The organism is Undibacterium sp. FT79W (assembly GCF_014284215.1).
GTDB lineage: Bacteria > Pseudomonadota > Gammaproteobacteria > Burkholderiales > Burkholderiaceae_D > Undibacterium > Undibacterium aquatile.
In genome coordinates this window covers 191,262-215,132 of record NZ_JACOGB010000002.1, presented here as the reverse complement: position 1 = coordinate 215,132, position 23,871 = coordinate 191,262, and the positions used below count along the sequence as shown (strand labels likewise).

The window sequence follows — 23,871 nt, the reverse complement described above, 5'->3', positions numbered from 1 at the left end:
TCTTTAAATATGCGCGCCGCTTTGGTCGGTGTTGATTTCGGCAAAGATGGTTTTGCCGATAGTCTCGAAGAGCTTTCACTGCTGGCACAGTCTGCCGGAGCGGATGTTGTAACGACAATCACCTGCAAAAGATCAGGGCCGGATGCCGCATTGTTTATCGGCTCTGGCAAGGCTGATGAGGTGCTTGCCGCTGTTGCTGATTCTGAGCTTGATTTGGTCATTTTTAATCACGCTTTATCGCCAGCTCAACAAAGAAATCTTGAGCGTCGTCTCAAAATTCGCGTGATTGATCGTACTAGTCTCATTCTTGATATTTTTGCCCAGAGGGCGAAGAGTCACGAGGGAAAGGTTCAAGTCGAGTTGGCACAGCTACAGCATCTTGCGACGCGCTTAATTCGTGGCTGGACTCACCTTGAGCGGCAAAAAGGTGGTATCGGTTTGCGCGGGCCGGGTGAAACTCAGTTAGAGACGGATCGGCGTCTTCTGGGAGAGCGAGTCAAAATGCTCAAGGCGAAGCTGGATAAGCTGCGTCAGCAGCGGGAAACTCAGCGGCGCTCACGTGATCGCAGTAAAACCTTTTCGGTTTCATTGGTCGGTTACACAAATGCTGGTAAGTCGACACTGTTTAATGCTCTGACGAAGGCTGGTGCCTACGCGGCAAATCAATTGTTTGCGACGTTGGATACGACATCGAGACGCCTCTATCTCGGCGAGGCTGGAAATGTTGTTATCTCAGATACGGTTGGATTTATCCGTGAATTACCGCATCAACTGGTAGCGGCATTTCGTGCAACGCTTGAAGAGACTATTCACGCTGATTTGCTCGTGCACGTAGTTGATGCAAACAGCCCTGTCAGGACAGAGCAGATTTTTCAGGTCAATCAGGTGTTGAAAGAGATTGGCGCTGACCATATTCCGCAGTTGATTGTGTTTAATAAGATTGATCTGGCGGGTCTGGAACCATCAGTTGCCCTGAATGAATATGGTAAAATTGATCGGATTTTTTTGAGTGCCCGTACCGGCGTCGGACTAAGTCTGTTACGCGACGCAATCGCTGATTTCGCTTCTGTTAAAGCGCAACAAATGTCAGATGAAAAATTGACTTCTCAATTCGATGACGTTCGTTTTAATCTCCATTAGTTCGAAAATTACTCATTGGATATCTAAAGAATGATTGGTTCATTTCTAAAAAAAATTGGTGTTACGTTATCGCTGAATGATCCTCAGTGGGGACGTGGATCAAAAAATAATCAGGATGGCAAGAAGTCACCGGAAACCCCTCCCGACCTCGATCAGGTCTGGAAAGATTTGAATCAGCGTTTATCCCGTTTCTTAGGGCAAAAAAACGGCGGCGGTGATGGCGGCGGCGGATTTAATCCTGATTCATCCACTACCCGATTTGGTATCGGTGCGATTGCTTTTATCTTTGTTTTTGTCTGGCTGGTGAGCGGTATTTTTATTGTCCAGGAAGGGCAGAATGCTGTTGTCACGACTTTTGGAAAGTATAGCCACGTGAATGGCGCGGGTATGAATTGGCGCTGGCCTTATCCGATTCAGAATCACGAAATTGTGAATGTGTCACAGGTTCGTACTATCGAAGTCGGCTATCGTTCAAATGTGAAAAATAAGCAGGCACATGAATCCTTAATGCTGACTGATGACGAGAATATTGTCGATATCCAGTTCGCAGTTCAATACAAATTGAAAAGTGCCGCTGAGTGGCTTTATAACAACCGGGATCAGGATGAAATGATCCGTCAGGTCGCAGAAACTGCGATTCGTGAAATTGTCGGTAAAAGTAAAATGGATTTCGTCCTTTACGAGGGGCGGGAAAAAGTCGCAATGGATGTTGGTGCACTGATGCAGCAGATACTGACCCGTTATAAAGCAGGCGTTCAGATCGCGAATATCACGATGCAAGGCGTTCAGCCACCGGAACAGGTGCAGGCAGCATTCGATGACGCAGTAAAGGCGGGACAGGATAAAGAGCGACAAAAAAATGAAGGCCAGGCCTATGCTAATGACGTGATTCCAAAGGCGCGTGGTGAGGCTTCCCGTACCTTGCAAGAGGCTGAAGGTTACAAGTCACGAATTGTGGCGAATGCTGAGGGGAATGCCTCTCGCTTTAAGCAGGTATTGAGTGAGTATCAGAAGGCGCCTGCGGTGACGAGGGACAGGATGTATCTCGAAACAATGCAGCAAATTTTTACCAGTACGAGTAAAGTTTTGATGGATACAAAACAAAGCAACAACATGATCTATCTGCCGATTGATAAAATGATTTCCCAAGAGGCAAATAGCGTTAAACCAGTTGTTGTACAGCCCGTTACTCCAACGACTGCAGAACAAATTCCGTCTGTGGAGATGCGTTACAATAAAGATGGGCGTGCCAGAGATACTCGTGATTCACGTGACAGAGAGGTGCGCTGATGAATAAGCTGATTTCATTTTTTCTGGCTGTAATCGCAGCACTTTTAGTCACCTATTCGACAATTTTTATTGTTGATCAGAAGTCGCATGCAATTGTGTTCGCCTTTGGGGAAGTTAAGTCCGTTATTAGCGAACCTGGCTTACATTTCAAATTACCGCCACCATTCCAAAATGTTTTGTTGCTTGATAAACGGATTCTGACTATTGATTCAGCTGAGGCAGATCGCTTCATTACAGCGGAAAAGAAAAACATTCTTGTCGATTCCTATGTTAAATGGCAGATTACTGAACCGAAGCTGTATTACGTGAGCTTCAGCGGTGATGAGCGCCGGGCAAAAGATCGCCTGTCTCAGATAGTAAAAGCGGCACTGAACGACGAAATTACAAAGCGGACTGTGCGTGAAGTGATTTCAGGCGAGCGCGGCAAAGTAATGGAGGCGATCAAAAGCAAAGTTACTGACGAAGCTAAGCAAATTGGTGTTGATATTATCGATGTTCGTTTGAAGCGGGTTGATTATGTTGAGCAGATTAATAATTCTGTTTACGACCGCATGAAATCAGAGCGTTTGCGTGTTGCGAATGAGCTTCGCTCTACAGGTTCGGCTGAGTCTGAGAAAATCAGGGCTGACGCAGACCGGCAGAGAGTTGTGATACTTGCTGAGGCTTACCGTGAAGCTGAGCAAATGCGCGGTGAAGGTGATGCAGAGGCGTCGCGGATTTATGCGCAGGCATTTGGGCAAAATCCTGAGTTTTATAAATTTTACAGAAGTCTGGAGGCTTACCGGGCCAGCTTCAAAACTAAGAGTGACGTCGTTGTCGTTGATCCTAGTTCTGAATTTTTCAAATATTTTAAAGCTCCCGGCAGTGCTGTTAATGGTGGCTCGGCAGCAAAGTCTAAGTAATACTTATATATTTTGATCAAACAGCGATCTACGCCAGCTTTGGCGCAGGTCGCTGTTTGCCGGATGAGCCCAATAAAGTTCATTCTCTCGTTTTCTTAATTTTTGATTGTTTTTCATGCCGAACTGGCTCTTACCTGAAAATATCGCTGATGTCTTGCCCTCTGAGGCTCGCAAGATTGAAGACTTGCGTCGTGTTTTTCTAGATCATTTCCGTTTGTATGGTTATGAATTAGTTATGCCTCCTTTGCTGGAATATATAGAATCACTCTTGACCGGTGCAGGTCAGGATATGAATCTACGTACTTTCAAGCTGGTTGATCAGATGTCTGGTCGTACGATGGGCGTGCGCGCAGACATGACTACTCAGGTCGCACGTATTGATGCCCATCTTTTAAACCGCAGTTCGGTGACTCGCCTGTGCTACGCTGGCAACGTCTTGCACACTAAGCCATCAGGGTTACATGCAACGCGTGAACCGATTCAGATCGGTGCTGAAATATACGGACATGCAGGACTCGAGGCGGATGCAGAGATTCAGGAGCTGGTGATTGCCTGTTTAAGGCTGGCTGGCATTGAGCAAGTGCGCCTGGATTTGTGTCACGTGGGTGTGTTGCGTGCAATACTCGAAACAGATCCACTTGCGAAGCAACAAGAGAATATTTTGTTTGCGCTGTTAGAGTCCAAGGATATTCCGAGTATAAAAAGTGTCAGTGAAGGTTTTTCTCCTGAGGTCAGGCGTGCTTTGCAGGTCTTACCAACTTTGTATGGTGATGTGTCTGTCATTGGCCGGGCAAGAAAGGAGTTACCTAATCTGGGTGGCGTTATGTCTGCGTTATCTGAGCTTGAGTATCTTGCTAATCTGGTTGGTAACGACAAGGTAACGATAGATCTGGCAGACCTGCGGGGTTATCACTACCACAGTGGTGTTATGTTCAGTGCGTTCGTTCCAGGTTTGCCTAATGCCGTTGCTCGTGGTGGGCGTTACGATCACGTGGGTGAGGCTTTTGGTCGCTCCAGGCCTGCAACGGGCTTTTCTTTGGATTTGCGCGAATTGGCGCGTCTGATGCCTGTTGCTGAGAGAAAAGGGGCGATCCGTGCCCCTTGGAGTCGTGACGCAGGTTTGTTGTCAAAAATTGCAGCGTTACGTAGTGAAGGGGAGGTGGTGATTCAAAATCTCCCTGGGCATGAGAATGAACAAGATGAATTTGACTGCAATCGTGTGGTCGTATTCGATGGTGAACAATGGATTCTTCAAAATGTAGGTTGAGTAATGTCAAACAATAAAATTGCAAAAAATGTCGTTGTCATTGGTACCCAGTGGGGCGACGAGGGTAAGGGAAAGATTGTTGACTGGCTGACGGATCATGCTCAAGGTGTGGTTCGGTTTCAAGGTGGCCACAATGCAGGTCATACGCTGGTGATCGGTGGACAAAAGACTGCGTTGCAATTAATTCCTTCTGGAATTATGCGTGAGGGTACGGCTTGCTATATCGGTAATGGTGTGGTTTTGTCTGTTCCAGATTTGTTGCGCGAGATCGATAAATTGCAGGCAAACGGCGTGGAGGTTGTTTCCCGTCTCAAAATCTCTGAGGCATGTCCGGTCATTCTTCCTTACCATGCCGCGTTGGATGCAGCTCGCGAGGCTGCTCGTGGTGCTGCCAAAATCGGCACCACAGGTAAAGGTATTGGTCCTGCCTACGAGGATAAGGTTGCACGTCGTGCAATTCGTGTCGCTGATTTATTAAATGCTAAGCGTTTTGCTGAGAAGTTGAAGGAAAACCTGGATTATCACAACTTCGTGTTAACGAATTATCTCAAGGCGCCAGCGGTTGATTATCAAAAGACTTTGGATGACACGTTGGCTTTAGTTCCGCGTATTCGTCCTATGGTTACTGATGTTTCCAGTGCTTTGTACGCAGCGCACAAAGCTGGCGCAAGCCTCCTGTTTGAGGGCGCGCAAGGCAGCTTACTGGATGTTGATCATGGTACTTATCCTTTCGTTACGTCAAGTAATTGCGTGGCAGGCAATGCTGCAGCAGGTACGGGCGTTGGTCCAAATATGTTGCATTACATTCTTGGAATTACTAAGGCGTATACGACACGTGTTGGTTCAGGCCCATTTCCTTCCGAATTGCCGACGGATCAGGGCGTTGGTAAGCATTTGGCGAGTGTTGGGCATGAGTTTGGCACAGTAACTGGGCGTGCCCGTCGTTGTGGTTGGTTTGATGCTGCACTGTTGAAGCGATCTGTTCAGATTAATGGCGTTTCTGGCATGTGTTTGACCAAGCTTGATGTGTTGGATGGTGTTGAAACTTTGAAGCTGTGTACTGGTTATAAACTGGGTGGAAAAATTGTTGATATTTTCCCGGTTGGTGCAGAAGAGGCGGCGATGTGCGAGGCTATCTATGAGGAAATGCCTGGTTGGTCTGAGTCAACTGTAGGTGCGAAGAGCATGGAAGCTTTGCCCGAAAATGCCCGCAATTACATTAAGCGCATAGAGGCGCTCGTCGGAGTGCCAGTTGATATGGTCTCTACCGGTCCTGACCGTGAGGAGACTATCGTATTGCGCCACCCGTTTATTTAAAGGAAAAATAAAAATGAATACACCTGCTTCTACGGATAAGGATCTGTGGGTTTCTTGGGATGCTTACCATCGTTCAATTGAGCAGTTGGCGCTTAAAGTGCATGAGTCAGGCTGGAAGTTTGACCAGGTCTTGTGCCTTGCGCGGGGTGGTTTGCGACCAGGCGATATTTTTTCCAGAATTTTCGACGTTCCTTTGGCAATTCTTTCGACAAGTTCTTATCGTGAGGACGCTGGAACTGTCCAAGGTTCTCTGGATATCGGCAAATATATTTCTATGACCAAGGGAGCTTTGCAGGGCCGTGTTTTGGTTGTTGACGACCTTGTTGATTCCGGTGTGACGCTTGAGCGTGTTCTACATCACTTGCGCGAAAATTTTCCAGCGGTAACGGATGTTAAGTCCGCGGTGATCTGGTATAAAGCTTGTTCTTCTGTCGCACCTGATTTTCATCTTGATTATCTGGCGACGAATCCATGGATTCATCAACCATTTGAAGAGTACGATAGTATCAGGCCGCATCAGTTAAATGCCTGGCTGAAAAAAGGTGAGACGGCTTAATGATGTGAAATAAAAAACGGGAGTTATGTACTCCCGTTTTTTATTTGGTTGATTGCTATGCTTAATTTAAAGATTTATTTTGAGTAAGAAAAAGCCCGTTGATAAAATCAACGGGCTTTCAATAATTTGGTGCCCACGGAGGGACTCGAACCCCCACACCTTGCGGCACATGGACCTGAACCATGCGCGTCTACCAATTCCGCCACGTGGGCGACAGAAGGCGTAATTATAGAGTAATCAGGATTAATTTACTACGACTTTCAGTCGAAAATTTGAATTACTTTTTCGGGAGAAGATGCGAGATGAGTGAACTTTGGAATTATGAAATAGAAAAAGCCCGTTGATAAAATCAACGGGCTTTCAATAACTTGGTGCCCACGGAGGGACTCGAACCCCCACACCTTGCGGCACATGGACCTGAACCATGCGCGTCTACCAATTCCGCCACGTGGGCGACAGAAGGCACTTATTATAGATTGTTTCGGTATTATGTCAAGACGTGAGCCTGGTCGGATTAGAATAGTTAGCTAAATAACGTGCGCTCCGGTAAACTGTAACGATGTCTTGTATATTCGGGGCAAGATTTAACTTTTAGAGAAATTCACAACATTTGAATAAGCATTTATACACAATTCCGAGTCGCGAAGATATTTTAGGTGTTCTGCGTACAACTAAAGTAAAGCTGACGGCGAATGCTATTGCAGCGAAGTTAGGCGTAAAAACCGAGGAGCTTGATGGTATGACGCGACGATTAAACGCGATGGAACGCGACGGTCAGGTTACATCAGATAAATCTGGAAATTTCGTGCTGGCGAATCAGGATAATTTTATTTCGGGTAAGGTCAGCAGCCATCGAGACGGTTACGGCTTCTTGATTCCAGAGGACGGCAGTGAAGATTTGTTTTTGCCTGAACGGGAAATGCAGAAGGTACTGCATGGTGATCGTGTGACAGCACGAGTTACAGGAACCGACAGACGTGGGCGTCTCGAAGGCAGCATTGTTGAAATACTGGAACGTGCAAATACACATGTCATCGGGCGTTTATTAAACGAAAATGGCGTCTGGATTGTCGCGCCGGAAGATAAGCGTTATAGCCAGGATATTTTACTCGCGGGCTCTCCCGGCAAAGCGAAAGCAGGACAGGTTGTCAGCATAGAGTTGACTGAGCAGCCAACTCGTTATGCGCAAGCGGTTGGAAAAATTGTTGAGATTCTGGGCGATATTGACGATCCTGGAATGGAAATAGAAATTGCTGTCAGAAAATTTGGTGTTCCTCACGAGTTTTCGGATGCAGCAAAAAAAATGGCATCCAAATTACCGTCTGAGGTGCTGGCTAAGGATCTGGAAAACAGGGTAGATTTGCGTGATATTCCGTTGGTCACGATTGATGGTGAAGATGCGCGTGATTTTGATGATGCGGTTTACTGTGAACCCGTAAAGATAGGGCGTAGCAATGGACATCGCCTGATTGTCGCTATTGCTGACGTCAGCCACTATGTGACGCCGAATGACGCATTGGATGAGGATGCGTTGTTGCGTAGTACGTCCGTTTATTTCCCACGTCGCGTTATTCCCATGTTGCCGGAAAAACTGTCTAACGGTCTGTGTTCACTGAATCCAGAGGTAGATCGATTGACGTTGGTTTGCGATATGGTGATAACACAAGATGGCGATATTAAGGCCTACCAGTTTTATCCAGCGGTAATTCATTCGGCAGCGCGTTTTACGTACACTGAGGTGGCTGAGATTCTCGGAAATACGAAAGGAACGGCCGCTGCCAAGCGCATGTTGCTGGTGCCACACCTGAGCAATTTATACGCAGTGTTTCAGTCATTATTGAAAGCCCGTCAAGCGCGCGGCGCGATTGATTTTGAAACCACGGAAACGTACATTATCTGTAATGCCGCGGGTAAGATAGAACGAATCGTTCCACGCACAAGAAATGACGCGCATAAGTTGATCGAAGAATGTATGTTGGCTGCCAATGTATGTGCTGCGAATTTACTCGAAACCTACAAGCATCCGGGCACGTACCGGATTCATGCCGGCCCGACTAAAGAGAAGTTAACGCAAGTCAGAAATTTTCTGAAACAAGTCGGCTTATTTCTTGGCGGTGGAGACAGCCCGTCGGCGTCTGATTATGCTGCGCTGATGGAAAAGGTAAAAGGACGACCTGACGCGCAGTTGTTGCAGACCATGCTACTGCGCTCTATGCAGCAAGCAGTCTATAGCCCAGACAACATAGGTCACTTTGGTTTGTCCTATGAGGCTTATGCGCATTTCACCAGCCCGATCCGACGTTACCCTGATTTGCTGACGCACAGAGCGATCAAAGCGGTTTTGCAAGGAAAGGTTTATGAGCCCAAAGGCATCAATCTGAGCTTGTTAAATACGACAATTTCTAATGCTGCGCGTAAGCAGCAGGTTGCGGATAAAGCAGCGGGTAAAAAGAAGCCAGAGAAAGATCTCACCATCTGGGACGCTTTGGGAACTCATTGTTCTGCAAATGAACGTCGCGCTGATGAAGCATCCAGAGATGTTGAAGCATGGTTGAAGTGCTACTTTATAAAAAATAAACTGGGCGAAGAATTTATCGGAACGATTACCGGGGTTACGCAGTTTGGTATTTTTGTTCAGTTAGACGATATCTTTATTGAGGGCCTGGTTCATATCACCGAGCTTGGCGCTGATTACTTTCAGTTTGATGAAGCCAGACATGAGCTGCGCGGCGAACGTACCGGAAAGCGTTACCAGCTGACCGATAAGGTAAAAGTGCAGGTTAGTCGCGTAGATCTTGATGCACGTAAAATTGACTTGAGCCTGGTTCAAAATGTTGTCGGTAGTACGGTTGCTAATCGTGGCTCAGGATCAGATAAGTCAAAAAGAAATTCCCCATTACTTTCTGCATCTGCAGGTAAAACGGTTTCAGGGGCAAGACGAGGATCAGCCACTGAGTATGTGGAATTGGAGCGCGCATCTTCAGGGGATCGTTCTTCTAAATCATCCAAAAAGTCTCCGGTCACCGGTAAAAATAAATTGCCGTCAAGCGGTAAGGTAGCAGGAAAATCAGCAAAAAGAAGACGTTAAGTTAATTAGTAAAGAGCAATATGAAAAGTAAAATGATTTTTGGTTTCCACGCGGTGACTTCACGTATTCGTCACGAAGCGTCGTCGGTGGAAGAGATTTATGTTGATTCCGGCCGTAGCGACCGACGTATGCAGGAGTTGTTGCATGCGGCAAAATCTGCAGGTATCCGGGTTATTCCAGCAGATGATCAGCGCTTATCGAACATCGTTGGTACCCGTCGGCATCAAGGTGTCGTCGCAAAAGCAGGAGAGTTATCTCTGGCTCGCAATCTTGATGAGTTATTGGATGCGATAGATGGTCCGCCATTGTTATTGGTACTGGACGGAATTACTGATCCGCATAATCTTGGTGCCTGTTTGCGCGTTGCCGACGGTGTCGGTGCACATGCCGTTATTGCACCAAAAGACCGGGCCGTAGGATTGAACGCGACTGCAGCAAAAGTTGCCAGTGGTGCGGCTGAAACTGTGCCTTATATCACCGTTACCAACCTTGCACGCACATTGAGAGAGTTGAAAGAGCGTGATATTTTGCTGGTGGGGACATCTGATGATGTCGATCAAACCATTTATGACGTGAATTTTACGGGGGGCAGTGCGCTGGTGATGGGCTCTGAAGGTGAGGGGATGCGCAGGCTGACCAGAGAAACCTGCGACGTTCTGGTTAGCGTACCCATGTTTGGTTCGGTTGAAAGCTTGAATGTTTCAGTGGCTTCAGGTGTTTGTTTGTACGAGGCGAGACGTCAACGCTTAATCAAAGCTGTTTAAAACCAAAATTGATCTTTAATACTATTTCAGTGCGCTTCGGCGCACTTTTTCTGAATAAGCTACTATCCTAGTCCGTCTATTTATTGCACTCCCACATGTTCAGCCATTTTCGTGAAGATATTGCCAGCATTATTAAGAAAGATCCGGCCGCCCGGAATGCGTGGGAGGTAATGACTTGCTATCCGGGTTTTCAGGCTATCGTGATGCACCGTTGGGCAAAATGGTGCTGGACTCATGGTCTGAAGTGGTTGGGGCGTTTTATTTCATATATCGCCCGCGTAATTACCGGTATCGAAATCCATCCTGGTTCAACAATCGGCCGCAGAGTGTTTATCGATCATGGTTTTGGTGTTGTGATCGGCGAAACCGCAGAGATAGGCGATGACTGCACGATTTATCAAGGTGTGACTTTAGGTGGAACATCCTTATCGCGCGGAGCAAAGCGGCATCCCACCCTTGAGCCAGGTGTCATTGTTGGCGCAGGTGCCAAGGTGTTAGGGAGCTTTACGATAGGTGCTGGCGCGAAAATTGGTTCTAACTCTGTTGTGCTGAAACCGGTTCCCGCTGGTGCAACTGCAGTTGGTAACCCTGCGCATATCGTCAAAAAAGAACCCAGTGCGACTGACCAAGTCGGTGACAGTCTGTTTTCAGCGTATGGTGTTACGCAGAGTAGTGATGATCCTGTCTCAAAGGTATTGCATAAATTGATTGATCACGCTGTATCGCAGCAAGAGCAAATTGAAAAATTAACCGCCGCGATTTCCTGTGCCGGGATCGTTTGTGAGCAGGCGACAGAAAAGTTAAATCCAGAACAAATAAATAGTCTGGTTGAGTAAATTTTATACCTGGTTACGGTGTGAATTTACCAGTGAGTTGAGACCCGCTCTGATTTCGACCGGTAATTCACTCGCGCATATACCTAAAGGTCCGACTCCTTTGCTAACCAGAATGTCGGCGGCATTGCCGTGTACCCATGTTGCCAGTTGCGCTGCATGAAAACAATCGAATCCTTGCGCTAACAAAGCACCGCAGAGACCCGCAAGAACATCACCAGTGCCACCTGTCGCTAATCCCGGATTGCCGCTTGTATTGATGCGCAAAGAGCCGTCAGGGCTTCCAATCACGCTGCCAGCACCTTTCAGTATCACGACAGCATTAAACTTAGTGGATAATTGGTTTGCTGTAGATAAGCGGTTGCTTTGAATTTCTTTCACTGTCATTCCAAGTAAGCGCGCTGCTTCCAGCGGATGTGGTGTCAGAATAGACGCTGTAGTTCTGTTTTTGAGTTTTCCCTGCAGAGTTAAATCTGATGCGATCAGATTAAGTGCATCAGCATCAAGCACCAATGGCGCATCTGAATCTAATATTGAATGCAGAATGTCTTTGGCGGTTTGACAGATTCCCATGCCCGGACCGGCAACAATAACTCCCGTTGCATACTGAATGTCTTTCGCATTCCTGCACATAATTTCTGGGTAGCATGAGTCGTAAGTTATTGCTGAATGGATGAATCCGATAAAAACTTTGCCCGCGCCTGAAAATAGTGCACTGCGTGCAGCGAGTATTCCGGCTCCGGTCATGCCGTTCGCCCCCCCGATAATGACGACATCGCCGTAACTTCCTTTATGGCTATTCTGTTTGCGGTCAGGCATAGCGAATTCGAAACTTTCCGGACAATTCAAAAAACAGGTGCTTATCGGGTAGAGATATTCTGGGATATCTAAATCAGCAACGGTTACTTTGCCCGCGTAGTCTTTACCGTCGGCGGTATGTAATCCCGGTTTGTTTCCTATAAACGTCAGCGTATAGTTTGCCCGTATCGCAATATGGTGTTCACCGAGTACAACTCCGGTATCTGCATCGAGTCCGCTGGGAATATCGAGGGCTAATATGGGAATATTTTTTTCACTTGATATGGAATTCAGCTTGGCGACGATATCGGCGCAGACACCAGTGATTTCCCGTGTCAGGCCGATACCGAATAGTCCATCAATAATCAAACGCCAGCGCGGTTCCAGTATTGCTTGAAAATCTTTTGGTGAAATAACTCGTGCACCGTTGGCGATAGCGTGCTCGAAGCAAAACAGCGCATCAGGTGAGTATTTTTCAGAGTTTGCGCAAAGTAAAATGCTGATGTCGTACCCATGTGAGGATAAATTGGCCGCAGTTTCACAAGCATCGCCACCATTATTCCCTGGTCCCGCCACAACCAGAATCGGCGCGCAGACTTGTCCCAGTAATGACATCACAAAATTAGCGGCGGCTTCGCCAGCTTTTTGCATTAACGATGTCCCGGGACTCTGTTTTTTTCCTGACGTTTCCAGTTCCCTGATTTGTTTTGAGGAAAAAAGTGTTAAGTAGTCAGGCATTGGTTTATCCGTCACATTATTTACTGGAGGGAGGTTTTAATTGTGGCGTTGAAGTTGCTGCTGGCGCCCCTAAGGATTGTATTGTTTCTAAACCTTGTTGAAATAAATTTTCAATCGGCAGCAGTAGGTAAGGCAATATCAAACCCACCATCAGGAAACCAACACCGATCGTAATTGGAAAACCGATACCAAATAAATTGAGCTGAGGTGCAGCGCGGGTCAGTATTCCAAGAGCAACATTAATGACGAGTAGTGCCGCAACAATTGGCAATGCCAGTCTGAGTCCGGTGATAAAAATCTGCTCGCCCCAAATAACCAGTTTATGGACATTGAATCCGCTTTGTAGCGTTGTCGAGATGGGTATCGTTTTGAAGCTCTCAATCAACGCGCTGAGCAGTGCAAGATGCGCATTCGATGTCAGGAAGATTAAGGTTGTCAGCAACACCAGAAATTGCGCAATGGCAGAAGAGCGCCCCTGACTCAAGGGATCAAAAAAAGTGGCGAAACCCAGGCCCATTGTTAAACCTGATACCTCACCAGCCATTTCGACAGCTGCAAAAACGATGCGTATAACAAACCCCATGCCTAAACCAATAACAAGTTGTTGAGCAAGGATCACCATCCCCGTCAGTGAGACTGGATCGACGTCAGGGTGTACAGGAATCGTTGGTGCGACAATGAGGGCAATCATGACTCCCAGTGCAATCTTAATTTGTACAGGAACAGTGTTATTGCCAAAAGGAGGGGTGATCGCAATCATCCCCAGAATTCTTGTCAAAGGCCAGATGAACGATGTGATGAGGTTGATTAACTCATTGCTGCCAACGGAAAGCATAGTTGCGATACTACCCAGCCATCGTTGCAATGCTGGTGAATGCTTGTCTCATGTAGTCAGTGAGTATGGTCAACATCCAGGGACCGGCAATAATTAATGTGACGAAAATTCCGACCAGTTTCGGAATAAAAGAAAGCGTGGTTTCATTAATCTGGGTCGCCGCTTGAAAGATACTGACTAACAGGCCGATGACCAACGCAACCAGCAGCATTGGTGCTGAAACCAGTAATGTCACTTCAATTGCCTGCCTGCCAAGCATCATTACGCTGTCGGGGGTCATATTCTTCCTTAGTAAAAGCTTTGCGCCAGAGAGCCTATGATTAATTGCCAACCGTCCACCAATACAAAAAGCATGAGCTTAAATGGTAATGATACGATGGACGGTGACACCATCATCATACCCATAGACATCAGGACGCTGGCGACGACCATATCAATAATCAAAAATGGAATGAAAATAGCAAAGCTGATTTGGAATGCCGTTTTCAATTCGCTGGTAATGAAAGCTGGGATCAATACCCGCAAAGATACTTCTTCAGGGCCTTGCAATTGAGGGGTATTCGATAATTTGACGTATAACGCGAGATCGGCCTGACGGGTTTGCTTCATCATGAATTGCTTCAGAGGCGCAGCTCCCTTGTCCATTGCTTCCATCATGGAAATTTTATTTTCCGCAAAAGGTGTATAGGCTTCGGCATAAATTTTGTCGAGCACTGGTCCCATCACAAATAGCGTTAAAAACAAAGAGAGTCCGACCATGACCTGATTCGGCGGTGCCGACTGTGTTCCCAATGCCTGACGTAATAAAGATAAGACGATGATGATGCGGGTAAAACTTGTCATCATCAGCAACGCTGCAGGAATGAAGCTGAGTGCAGTCAGGAATAAAAGTGTTTGTATGCTCAGGGAGTAATTTTGTCCACCGCCCGGAGCTGGAGTGCTTGTAATCGCCTGTAAAGCGGCGCTAGACTGAGCCAGGGCGATATCCGGAAATATGAGCGAAATCAGAACGACAATCTGACAACAATAAAGAAGTGAAGTGCGCAGGATTTTCATGCGGAATTTACGTATTTGTATCAGTTGGCGTAGTCACACGCTTTTCGATTGTTCGTTGCAGCCAATCCTGAAAAGAGCTGTGATTTGCCGATGTTGCTTGCAATAAGGACTCCTGTTTTGGGAGTGTCGCCAAATTGTTGATATTTGAAGCTGTGACGCCAAGCACCAGCCATTGATCTCCAACTTCAATAACCATTACTCGTTCACGATTTCCTACATTCAGACCGCCCAGAATCTTCATTGGAATCTTATTTGCAGAGGTTGCCGGGCCAATCCGCTTGAAAGCCCAGGCCGCGAAAAACATTAAACCGAGAACAAAAAGCAGGGCCAAGGTGATTTGCAACAAGCCAGCTCCGGGCGTCAGCGGGGCAGCATCGGCAGCGAGGGCATGGTCAGACGCAGCCAGTAAAAATAACGATATGAATTTACTGTGAGGTTTCATTATTTATTCAGTTTGCGAATTCGTTCTGCGGGGGTCACGATGTCAGTCAAACGAATGCCGAATTTATCATTGACCACCACAACTTCGCCTTGAGCGATCAGGCAGCCGTTCACCAGTACATCCATCGGCTCACCTGCCAGACCATCAAGTTCCACAACGGAACCCTGCGCCAGTTGTAGCAAATTTTTAATCGCGATCTTGGTTCTTCCCAATTCAACTGTCAGCTGCACAGGGATATCGAGAATGAAGTCGATATCGTTGTGTGTTTCAGTCGAACTTCCTTTTGCGCTGAATTCTTTAAATATCGCAGGATTTGCTGGCGGTTCGGATTTTTGGCTCGCCGCTGCAGCTGCCGCAGCGGCATCGGCTTTCTCCTGCTCTGCAATTGCTGCGCCCCAATCGTCTTCGCTGATCGGGCTATCTGTATTTTCATCCATGGTTCTCTCCTTGTGCTGCTACTTCTTGTACGCTGGAACTGATCAGTTTTTCCACACGTAACGCATATTGTCCGTTGAATACACCGTATTTGCATTCCATTACCGGGGTGCCATCAACCTTGGCAGAGATCACTTCCGGAATATTTAAGGGAATGATGTCTCCGGTTTTCATATTCAGAATGTCGCCTAGTGTGACACGGGTTGTGCCTAAGTCAGCAACTATTTCCACTTCCGCAATCTGAATCTGCTGCGTCATCAAACGAACCCAGCGTTTGTCAACTTCCAGTGTTTCACCTTGCAGGCTACTGGTCAGAATATCTCTGATAGGCTCAATCGTGGAGTAGGGCATGCAAATATGCATTTCACCGCTAACTGGCCCCAATTCTATGGTAAAGGTTGTCGATACCACTACCTCGTTTGGTGTCGCAATATTGGCAAACTGGGTATTCATTTCAGAACGAATATACTCGAACTCAACTGGATAGACTGGCTCCCACGATTTTGCGTAGGTTTCAAAAATAATTTCCAGAATGCGTTGAATAATTCTTTGCTCAGTCTGCGTGAAATCACGTCCTTCAACACGAGTGTGGAAGCGACCGTCACCACCGAATAAATTGTCGACCAAAAGAAATACCAGGCCAGGGTCGAGCACCACCAGCGAAGTTCCCCTGAGTGGCTTCATGTGCACCAGATTCAGATTGGTCGGTACAACCAGATTACGGATGAATTCACTATATTTGGAAACTCTGACCGTTCCAACGGAAACTTCTGCGCTACGGCGTAAAAAATTAAATAACCCTATGCGTAAAAGACGGGCAAATCTTTCGTTGATAATTTCCAGCGTCGGCATACGGCCGCGAACAATGCGCTCTTGCGTCGCAAGGTTATAGGGACGTACACCCGACGTGTCTTCTTGAGACTGAGAGTCATCTTGATCTCCCGTGACGCCCTTTAACAGCGCATCGACTTCTTCCTGGGAGAGGAAATTATCTGACATAGTGCTATTGAACTACAAAGGAAGTAAAGAAAACGCCCGTTACTTTTTGCGGTTCACCTTTCGCAGTAAAAGGTTGATTAACTTTTTCAATGATTTCGTCTACCAGTTTATCTTTGCCCTCAGTGGAGAGAATATCATTGGCATCTTTGCTCGATAAAAGTAACAGCAATCGACTGCGCACCTGAGGCATATTTGCTTTAATCAGTGATGACTGATCTTCACCTTCCACCTGAAGTGTCATCGCGATTTGCAAATACTTATCGCCGCTATCTGACTGCAGATTTACCGTGAACGCATCTAAAGGAAGAAATACCGGCGCCTTCGCTGGTTCTGCTTTGTGCTCTTTTTCTTTTGACGCAGATTTTTTCGATAAAAAGAAAGCAGCACCACCACCGACGCCACCGAGAACAAGTACCGCGGCCGCAATGATAATAATTAATTTTTTCTTTGATTTTGCTGGAGCAGCTTCACCGGTTTCGGGAGCTGCCTTAGCAGGTTTCTTCGCCATATTTTTCCTCTCAAGCAGCGGTATTTTTCCGCTATTTCTTATATTATCTTCGAAAAAAAGCACCGAATAACAGTAGAAAAGACGGACAAATACCACTCATCTTTTCAATTCTGAAAAAATAATAATGCGGCCTATGCATGAAGAACGCATTATTCCCGGTTAAATGCTTTATTTCTTTATTCTACCTGTTTGAGAGACAAGTTTTTCAACTAAGCACTATGCAAACGTATCGACAGCCCCAATGCGAGAGATTATTTTGGTCGTTTTGACGTCGGATATAGGTTGGTTGCTGATAACGCTTTCGCTCCCACCATTTCTGGCAATTGAGGTGGATGGATTTGTTTGTCTGAATTCGCGACCTTGCTGCCCCTGATTAGATGCTTCTGCGTTGACTGAGAAACCTGATAGTTGGACTCCGGCATCATCCATCATCTGACGCAATTTAGGCAGAGAAGCCTCCAGTGCCTCCCTGACATCTGGATGTGCGGAGATAAAAGTTGCGTTTGCCTGATCGTTCGTGACATTCAATACGATTTGTAATGGACCCAGATCAGGTGGGTTCAGAGTTAACTCAGCCGATTGCATGCTGGCGCCTACCATCCAGATTACTTTTTGTCCCACCGCTTTATCCCATGCGGACGAATTCAGTGGGGGTGATATCTGGTTAGCAGAAACGGCACCGGTGAGCGTCGCATTCTGCGTAGCGTTAAGCTGTTGTTGTGGCGGCGCTTGTTGGACGTTGGCCGGGCTCATCGCTTCATCTTTTCGTAAGCTTAACGCAAGCTGATCAATAGATCGTTCCAGTTTATCGGCAGAGACATTTGTTTTCGGCGATACATCCTGTGGAGTGCTTGTTTGCAACTTGAGCGGCTCACCTTTTTCTGATTTAAGGTCCAGGTGATCTGCAAACGATGTTGATGTGTCAGATCCTATTCCTTTGTCTTTTACAATCTGGGAAGTATCTGTCGCTGGAGTTTCGGCTTTGAGCTCGGGGGCGGTTGTCTCCAGGCGGGCTGATAGGGTATTGCTGACGATGACGTCAAAGGTGCCTTCTTTTGATATTCCTGCAGACGGGGATACATTTTTTTCATTCAACGGCTGTAGCGATAAGCCGCTGTTTGAGGCATCCGAAATGACGCCTGTGTCGCTTTTCAACACGGCATCATCGCCAGATTTTGCTGGTGCCAACTTAGGAATGTCATTTAAGGCGTTAAATAATTGTATCAACTGATGATCGCCGTCATCCGTTTCTTTTTTTTCCGTTTGAGTGTCTTCTTTTTCAGTATCTTCGCTTTTCTTCAGCGCAGTGCTAGCCTCATTCAATTCTTCAGGCGGCGTTGCAGCGTCTTGCTTAGGTGGCTCAACATTTTTTGTAGGCAATTTGCCATTGGTTTCCCTTGGGGCAGGCGCTGACGTCGCTTTATTTCCGCTTATTTCTTTCTTGAGCAGCTTATTAAAAGAGTTATCAGCATTCACCACTGGATTGCTCTTGCTCGTTTTCGCCGCACTGTTCTGATTATTGAGTGCGCTGACAATATTGAGTGTTTGCATAGATGTTGCCGTTATTAAGTTGCTACTCTGATTTATAAAAATACGCCCGTGCAGCAAAATCGTCGGTTTGTTTCTGATCCGATTTGGCGTCCTTTTTTTGCTGCACCATTTTTACCCTGTGATCGAGGGTGTTATATGACAGCCGTTTCTTTTCATTCCCTTGCCAATCAAGTTTCGCTGCCTGAACTTTTGATTCAGCATTTCGTATCACTTCTTTTTGACCTTCAACGGCACTGTCCAGTTTGGCTAAAAAACCTAGAAAATTTCCATATTGGCTGGCACTGATACCAGCGGCGGCGGCGGCCTGGAATTTGCTGTCGTAATCATCTCGATACTGGATTAATAAATTCAGCTTACTTTGCGTTTCTTCGTGATACCGAATGGCTTGTCCCAAGCGCTTCGCAGCGTCATCGGTTTCCCGGTCCGCAATCTCAATTAAGGTGTTTATTGGTGATCTCTTTGCCATCTGTACCTAAGTATAGAGCTAACTAAAATTATCTATCCTTGGAATAGAGCCCGAAGTCCATCCAAGCTCTCTGATATGCTGCATTTCTGAGTAATATCTTGCTGTAAAAATGCGATGATTCGCGGATGCAGTCGAATCGCTTCGTCAAGCAAGGGATCTGAGCCTGGCGCATAAGCACCAACGCTGATCAAATCTCTGCTGCGCTCGTATCTTGAATATAGTTGTTTCAACTTCCTGGCAAGTTGCTGATGTTCCGGAGTCGTGATGCTGTGCATCGCCCGGCTGATAGATTGTTCGATATCAATGGCAGGGTAATGACCGCTCTCAGCCAATGTGCGATTCAAGACTATATGACCATCAAGAATTGCTCGCGCAGAGTCCGCGATAGGGTCCTGTTGATCATCGCCCTCAGTCAGTACTGTGTAAAACGCGGTAATCGAACCGCCGCCTTCTTTGCCATTGCCGGCCCGTTCGACAAGCACAGGTAATTTTGCGAAAACTGAAGGAGGGTAGCCTTTGGTTGCAGGCGGTTCGCCGATCGCCAGAGCAATTTCCCGTTGCGCCATCGCATATCGTGTTAACGAGTCCATGATCAGTAAAACGCTGTGTCCTTGATCTCGGAAATATTCGGCGATCGTTGTTGCGTACGCAGCGCCTTGCAAACGCAATAATGGCGGAGCATCCGCTGGCGCTGCTACGACTACCGACCTTGCCAGCCCCTCTGTGCCAAGAATCTGTTCAATAAATTCTTTTACCTCGCGCCCCCGTTCACCAATCAATCCTACGACGATAATGTCTGCGGTAGTAAACCGTGCCATCATTCCGAGCAGCACACTTTTACCAACGCCCGAACCGGCAAACAAACCAAGACGTTGTCCTCGTCCAACGCTGAGCATACTATTGATCGCGCGAACGCCAACATCAAGTGTGTCGACAATCGGTGCCCGTTCCAGCGGGTTGTAAATCCGCGCGGCAAGTGGCGCGGATTCCGTCGTTTTCAGGGCGCCAAGTGTATCTAGCGGACGTCCATTGCCGTCTAGTACACGTCCTAATAGCTGGTAACCGACTGGAAGTTGACGGCTTCTGTCGCTTGGTCTTCTGAGTGGATGACTGGATGTTTGTCGTGACTCTTCGGCAAAAACCGGAGCGCCGGGAGTAACACCTTCGAGGTCGCTATGAGGCATCAGGAACAGCCTGTCTCCATCGAAACCGACAACTTCTGCTTCGATTTTCGCACCGCCCGCTAAATGTATAGAACAGGCACTTCCTACCGGCAAGCGCAAACCGACGGCTTCCATGACTAAGCCTGTGACTTTAGTGACTCTGCCGGCGGGTTGAACGGCATCATTTCCGGCCAGCAGATCTTTGCTGCCAGTCAGAATAGATTTCCATTTGTCTGTGAAAGCAGTGTCCATGGGATTTACTCAGAATCCGATGCATTTTTTCGCATCAAGGCTGTTAAGCGTTCCCATCGGGTTTCAACATTGGAGTCGATGAGATTTTGAGATGTTTCAATTTTGCAGTCACCGCGAGACAGCTGTTGATCGGAGATAATACGCCAGCCGTTGGCGATCATCGTGTCGCCAAGGTTATTTTTAACGATGCTTGCATCGGCCGGATTTAAACTGATGCTTGCATTTGTTTGTACTGATGGTAATTGCGCGATCGCATCCTCAACAATAGGGAGAATGATATTTTCATCCAATTCTATCCGCGTTTTTAAAATTGTTGATGCCAGGCTGATCGCCAGATCAAGTAAGTCTTTGCCTGTGGCTTTTCCTGCTTCGCCTAATTCAGTTGAGAACTTTTCTGACAAGTCATGCATGCTTTGAAGGTCAGGCTGCATATTTTCTGTCGCCATGCGCTGTCCTGCCTCTTGTCCTTCAATCAGACCGCGTTCATAGGCTTCCTGATAGCCAACGGCATAGCCTTCCTGTCTTGCTTTTTCACGTATTTCTTCCAGTTCATGTTCCGATACAGTCGGCACTAACCTGGTTGGCTCGGGTTCGTGTTTGGGCTCTGGAATGTGATGAGGGCGCGTTTCACCAAATGATGCCATTTCCCATCGTTGGTAAGCCGAAACGTCGTCTTTTCGTAAGACACTAGACATAAGAGTCTTCACCTTTCGCGCCTAACATAATCTGGCCTTCATCGGCGAGTCGACGCACAACGAGCAGAATTTGTTTTTGCTGCGCTTCCACCTCAGATAATCTGACCGGCCCTTTGGATTCAAGATCTTCGCGCATCATTTCAGCGGCACGCTGAGACATATTTTTAAAGATTTTTTCCCGCATATCCTGATTGGCGCCTTTGAGCGCGATGATCAGCGAATCGGATTGCACTTCGCGCAGCAGCAACTGAATACCCTTGTCATCAATTTCCATGATATTGTCAAAAACGAACATCTCATCCATGATTTTTTCTGCCATATCACCATCATATTTGCGCAGATTATCCATAACAGACGCTTCGTTTTCACCGCTCATGAAGTTCAATATTTCTGCTGCGGCCCTGACCCCACCGATTGATTTTTTCTTCAGGCTTTCATTACCAGTCAGCAGCTTGGTGAGAACGTCATTCAACTCTCTGAGTGCAGCTGGCTGAATACCATCGAGCGTAGCGATGCGCAAAACAACATCATTTCTTAAGCGCTCTGAGAAATTATTTAAAATTTCACACGCCTGATCGCTTTCCAGGTGAACTAAAATCGTTGCGACGATCTGTGGGTGTTCATTTTTGATCAGGTCGGCAACCGACGCTGAGTCCATCCATTTCAGACTTTCAATGCCGCTGGCGTCTTTTCCACCCAGGATACGATTCAATAAAGACGACGCCTTGTCGTCACCCAGTGCTTTGGTGAGGACATTGCGGATATATTCGTCAGAGTCTAAACCGACAGATGAGCTGAGATCTGCGGCTGCTTTAAACTCGTCGAGAACCTTCGCTATGCGCTCGTGGGGGATTGCACCTATTGTCGCCATAGCAGCGCCAATTTTCTGTACCTCACGTGGGCCCAGAAATTTCATTACCTCTGCAGCACCGTCTTCACCAAGCGCAAGCATGAAGGTTGCTGCTTTTTGTACGCCATCATCACTCATTGTTAATCCATGTCTTGATTACGTTAGCAACAATTCTCGGGTCATTTTTTGCTAATTCTTTAGCCATGTCCAAGGTTAACTCATAACTGTTTCCTTGTTTTGCGGCTTGTATTTCTTCTTCGCTGGAGAGATTGACATACGCATCATCGTCTTCCTCCTGCTGTAATTCTTTTTCAGCTGAGGTGAGTTTTTCCGCTTCTTCAGCTTCTTTTTTGGCTTTTTCTTCGGCGATGTCTTTGCCCATAATTTTGTACAACATGGGTTTCAGATAGCCAAAGAATAAATAGGCGAAAACTGCGGCGATTAATAAGTATTTCCCCAGTTCTTTTGCTAACTGGATTGTTTCTGGTTGTTTCCAGAAGGGTACTTCTACTATAGTTTCTTTTTCCGGACCGGCAAATGGGCTATTAACAACATTCAGAGTATCGCCACGGTCTTTATTAAATCCCATCGCTTCGCGCGCCAGATCGGTAATTTGTGCCTTCTCAATATCCGTCAGCGCTCTGGTCGTAATCTTTCCGGATTTATCGGTCTCGTTCTTGTAATTCACAACAACGGCGACGGACAATCGTTTTACGCCACCCATTCCCTGCTGCGTGTAGCGGATAGTTTTATCAACTTCATAGTTGATGGTGGAGTCTTTTTGTACAAGTCCTGCGTTTGCTGCTGAAGCAGACGTTGCAGTGCCGCTGGCCACTATCGGCGCTGTTACAGGCACTGGTGGCTGATTGGTCAGTGAGCCGGGAATGCCGGACGCATTATTGTTTTTATTGTAGCTTTCGCTGGATTGCTGGCTGCGTATTGTGGATGCCTCGGGTGGAGAATTCGGACGATAACTTTCCGCTGCCTGTTCAGTTTTTGAAAAATCGATATCTGCAGTTGCTTCTGCACGAACATTATTCGCGCCAACTATCGGAGAAATAATAGATTCGATGCGTTTGACAATATTTTGTTGAAATTCCTGTACGTATTTGAGCTGGGATGGATCAAGATTGTTGCTTCCAGCTTGTTTATTCATATCCGAAAGCAAATTACCGTTTTGATCCACAATCGAGACGTTTTTGGTTGACAGTTCTGGAACGCTGCTTGCGACTAGATGCAGAATAGCGCTGACTTGTTGTTGATCCAGAATCCGGCTTGGATATAAATTTAATAATACCGATGCTGTTGGTTTTTGCTGATCACGTATAAAAACAGAAGATTTCGGAATCGCGAGATGCACCCTTGCTGACTGCACGGCTGATACTGCCTGAATTGATCGTGCCAACTCACCTTCAAGTGCACGTTGGAAATTGACTTGTTCGAGAAACTGGGAAATTCCTAGCTTCTGATTTTCCATTAATTCAAAACCGACATTGCCACCTTTGGGTAATCCTTGTGACGCGAGCTTCAGGCGAGCATCATGTACCTGACTCGCAGGTACGAGAATCGCACTGCCAGTTTCCGAATATTTATACGGAATGTTCATTTGCTGCAAGGATGCAACGATGGCGCCACCATCCCTGTCGTTAAAGTTTGAAAACAGCACTTTGTATTCAGGTTGCTGCCCCCAAAGCCAGATCCCAGCCATTATCGCCAGTATCAACGCAGCGCCGGCTGAAAGCACCGCTGTACGGACACCTGGCGTTTGAGGAATCCCAAATATTTTTTTGGGTTCCACAAGTTCATCAGGAGTCATGATCATATTTTCAGCGGTCGCCATAATTCACCTGATCAGCATTGAACATTGAGAAGTATATTTGCATCATGTTTTGAAGCCATTTTGGTTTTTTCCTTACTACGGATTTT

At 46.8% G+C, this 23,871-nt stretch carries 23 protein-coding genes and 2 tRNA genes; 9 read left to right on the top strand and 16 right to left on the bottom strand.

All coding sequences use genetic code 11. The features are described from left to right. The first annotated feature begins 9 nt into the window (after positions 1–9). The 6 genes from hflX (at position 10) to H8K38_RS04075 (ending at position 6,472) form a co-directional block, all read left to right on the top strand. On the top strand, positions 10–1,140 hold the full coding sequence (gene hflX, locus H8K38_RS04100) for a GTPase HflX (RefSeq protein ID WP_186883775.1): 1,131 nt from the start codon (positions 10–12) through the stop codon (positions 1,138–1,140). Positions 1,141–1,170: 30 nt separating this feature from the next. After that, positions 1,171–2,430: an FtsH protease activity modulator HflK gene (hflK, locus tag H8K38_RS04095; protein ID WP_186883534.1), complete on the top strand. Its 1,260-nt coding sequence runs from the start codon at positions 1,171–1,173 to the stop codon at positions 2,428–2,430. Further along, positions 2,430–3,332 carry a protease modulator HflC gene (hflC, locus tag H8K38_RS04090; RefSeq protein ID WP_186883533.1) on the top strand — a complete coding sequence of 301 codons (903 nt, stop codon included), beginning with the start codon at positions 2,430–2,432 and terminating at the stop codon, positions 3,330–3,332. The genes hflK and hflC overlap by 1 nt, the downstream gene beginning before the upstream one ends. A gap of 115 nt (positions 3,333–3,447) precedes the next feature. Further along, on the top strand, positions 3,448–4,599 hold the full coding sequence (locus H8K38_RS04085; RefSeq protein ID WP_186883532.1) for an ATP phosphoribosyltransferase regulatory subunit: 1,152 nt from the start codon (positions 3,448–3,450) through the stop codon (positions 4,597–4,599). A 3-nt stretch (positions 4,600–4,602) separates the two neighbouring features. Next, positions 4,603–5,916 (top strand): adenylosuccinate synthase, encoded by a 1,314-nt coding sequence (locus H8K38_RS04080; RefSeq protein WP_186883531.1) that lies wholly within the window; start codon positions 4,603–4,605, stop codon positions 5,914–5,916. 13 nt (positions 5,917–5,929) lie between these two features. Then, positions 5,930–6,472 (top strand): phosphoribosyltransferase, encoded by a 543-nt coding sequence (locus tag H8K38_RS04075; RefSeq protein ID WP_186883530.1) that lies wholly within the window; start codon positions 5,930–5,932, stop codon positions 6,470–6,472. A gap of 127 nt (positions 6,473–6,599) precedes the next feature. On the opposite strand, the gene H8K38_RS04070 is transcribed toward H8K38_RS04075, so the two are convergent. Beyond that, a tRNA-Leu gene (locus tag H8K38_RS04070) sits at positions 6,600–6,684 on the bottom strand. A 157-nt stretch (positions 6,685–6,841) separates the two neighbouring features. Beyond that, positions 6,842–6,926, bottom strand: a tRNA-Leu gene (locus H8K38_RS04065). Between the two features lie 156 nt (positions 6,927–7,082). Between H8K38_RS04065 and rnr the strand changes: the two genes are divergently transcribed. From rnr to cysE, 3 genes are all read left to right on the top strand, one after another. Next, positions 7,083–9,560: a ribonuclease R gene (rnr, locus tag H8K38_RS04060; protein WP_186883529.1), complete on the top strand. Its 2,478-nt coding sequence runs from the start codon at positions 7,083–7,085 to the stop codon at positions 9,558–9,560. A 20-nt stretch (positions 9,561–9,580) separates the two neighbouring features. Then, complete coding sequence (rlmB, locus tag H8K38_RS04055) at positions 9,581–10,324, top strand: 23S rRNA (guanosine(2251)-2'-O)-methyltransferase RlmB (protein ID WP_186883528.1); 744 nt, start codon at positions 9,581–9,583, stop codon at positions 10,322–10,324. Between the two features lie 95 nt (positions 10,325–10,419). Then, positions 10,420–11,160: a serine O-acetyltransferase gene (cysE, locus tag H8K38_RS04050; protein WP_186883527.1), complete on the top strand. Its 741-nt coding sequence runs from the start codon at positions 10,420–10,422 to the stop codon at positions 11,158–11,160. Between the two features lie 3 nt (positions 11,161–11,163). Here cysE and H8K38_RS04045 read toward each other — a convergent pair whose 3' ends face one another. The 14 genes from H8K38_RS04045 to fliF all read right to left on the bottom strand — a co-directional run bounded on the left by H8K38_RS04045 (position 11,164) and on the right by fliF (position 23,785). Further along, positions 11,164–12,606, bottom strand: coding sequence for an NAD(P)H-hydrate dehydratase (locus tag H8K38_RS04045; RefSeq protein ID WP_255422817.1), 1,443 nt, complete (start codon positions 12,604–12,606; stop codon positions 11,164–11,166). 103 nt (positions 12,607–12,709) lie between these two features. Beyond that, on the bottom strand, positions 12,710–13,528 hold the full coding sequence (fliR, locus tag H8K38_RS04040; RefSeq protein ID WP_186883525.1) for a flagellar biosynthetic protein FliR: 819 nt from the start codon (positions 13,526–13,528) through the stop codon (positions 12,710–12,712). A gap of 10 nt (positions 13,529–13,538) precedes the next feature. Next, a complete protein-coding gene (gene fliQ, locus H8K38_RS04035; protein ID WP_186883524.1) occupies positions 13,539–13,808 on the bottom strand; it encodes a flagellar biosynthesis protein FliQ in 270 nt (89 codons plus the stop codon). A gap of 8 nt (positions 13,809–13,816) precedes the next feature. Beyond that, positions 13,817–14,584 (bottom strand): flagellar type III secretion system pore protein FliP, encoded by a 768-nt coding sequence (gene fliP / locus H8K38_RS04030; RefSeq protein WP_186883523.1) that lies wholly within the window; start codon positions 14,582–14,584, stop codon positions 13,817–13,819. 7 nt (positions 14,585–14,591) lie between these two features. After that, positions 14,592–15,026: a flagellar biosynthetic protein FliO gene (fliO, locus tag H8K38_RS04025; protein ID WP_186883522.1), complete on the bottom strand. Its 435-nt coding sequence runs from the start codon at positions 15,024–15,026 to the stop codon at positions 14,592–14,594. Further along, positions 15,026–15,463, bottom strand: a complete 438-nt coding sequence (gene fliN / locus H8K38_RS04020) for a flagellar motor switch protein FliN (RefSeq protein WP_186883521.1) — start codon at positions 15,461–15,463, stop codon at positions 15,026–15,028. The genes fliO and fliN overlap by 1 nt, the downstream gene beginning before the upstream one ends. Next, a complete protein-coding gene (gene fliM, locus H8K38_RS04015) occupies positions 15,456–16,460 on the bottom strand; it encodes a flagellar motor switch protein FliM (RefSeq protein ID WP_186883520.1) in 1,005 nt (334 codons plus the stop codon). Before fliM ends, fliN begins: the two co-directional genes overlap by 8 nt. A gap of 4 nt (positions 16,461–16,464) precedes the next feature. Continuing rightward, positions 16,465–16,968, bottom strand: coding sequence for a flagellar basal body-associated protein FliL (gene fliL, locus H8K38_RS04010; protein WP_186883519.1), 504 nt, complete (start codon positions 16,966–16,968; stop codon positions 16,465–16,467). 216 nt (positions 16,969–17,184) lie between these two features. Continuing rightward, on the bottom strand, positions 17,185–18,519 hold the full coding sequence (locus H8K38_RS04005; RefSeq protein WP_186883518.1) for a flagellar hook-length control protein FliK: 1,335 nt from the start codon (positions 18,517–18,519) through the stop codon (positions 17,185–17,187). A 22-nt stretch (positions 18,520–18,541) separates the two neighbouring features. Beyond that, positions 18,542–18,985: a flagellar export protein FliJ gene (gene fliJ, locus H8K38_RS04000; protein ID WP_186883517.1), complete on the bottom strand. Its 444-nt coding sequence runs from the start codon at positions 18,983–18,985 to the stop codon at positions 18,542–18,544. Positions 18,986–19,017: 32 nt separating this feature from the next. Next, positions 19,018–20,400: a flagellar protein export ATPase FliI gene (fliI, locus tag H8K38_RS03995; RefSeq protein WP_186883516.1), complete on the bottom strand. Its 1,383-nt coding sequence runs from the start codon at positions 20,398–20,400 to the stop codon at positions 19,018–19,020. A gap of 5 nt (positions 20,401–20,405) precedes the next feature. Beyond that, positions 20,406–21,095, bottom strand: a complete 690-nt coding sequence (locus H8K38_RS03990) for a flagellar assembly protein FliH (RefSeq protein WP_222610746.1) — start codon at positions 21,093–21,095, stop codon at positions 20,406–20,408. Further along, positions 21,088–22,083 carry a flagellar motor switch protein FliG gene (fliG, locus tag H8K38_RS03985; protein ID WP_186883514.1) on the bottom strand — a complete coding sequence of 332 codons (996 nt, stop codon included), beginning with the start codon at positions 22,081–22,083 and terminating at the stop codon, positions 21,088–21,090. Before fliG ends, H8K38_RS03990 begins: the two co-directional genes overlap by 8 nt. Continuing rightward, positions 22,076–23,785 carry a flagellar basal-body MS-ring/collar protein FliF gene (fliF, locus tag H8K38_RS03980; RefSeq protein WP_186883513.1) on the bottom strand — a complete coding sequence of 570 codons (1,710 nt, stop codon included), beginning with the start codon at positions 23,783–23,785 and terminating at the stop codon, positions 22,076–22,078. Before fliF ends, fliG begins: the two co-directional genes overlap by 8 nt. Positions 23,786–23,871 lie beyond the last annotated feature (86 nt).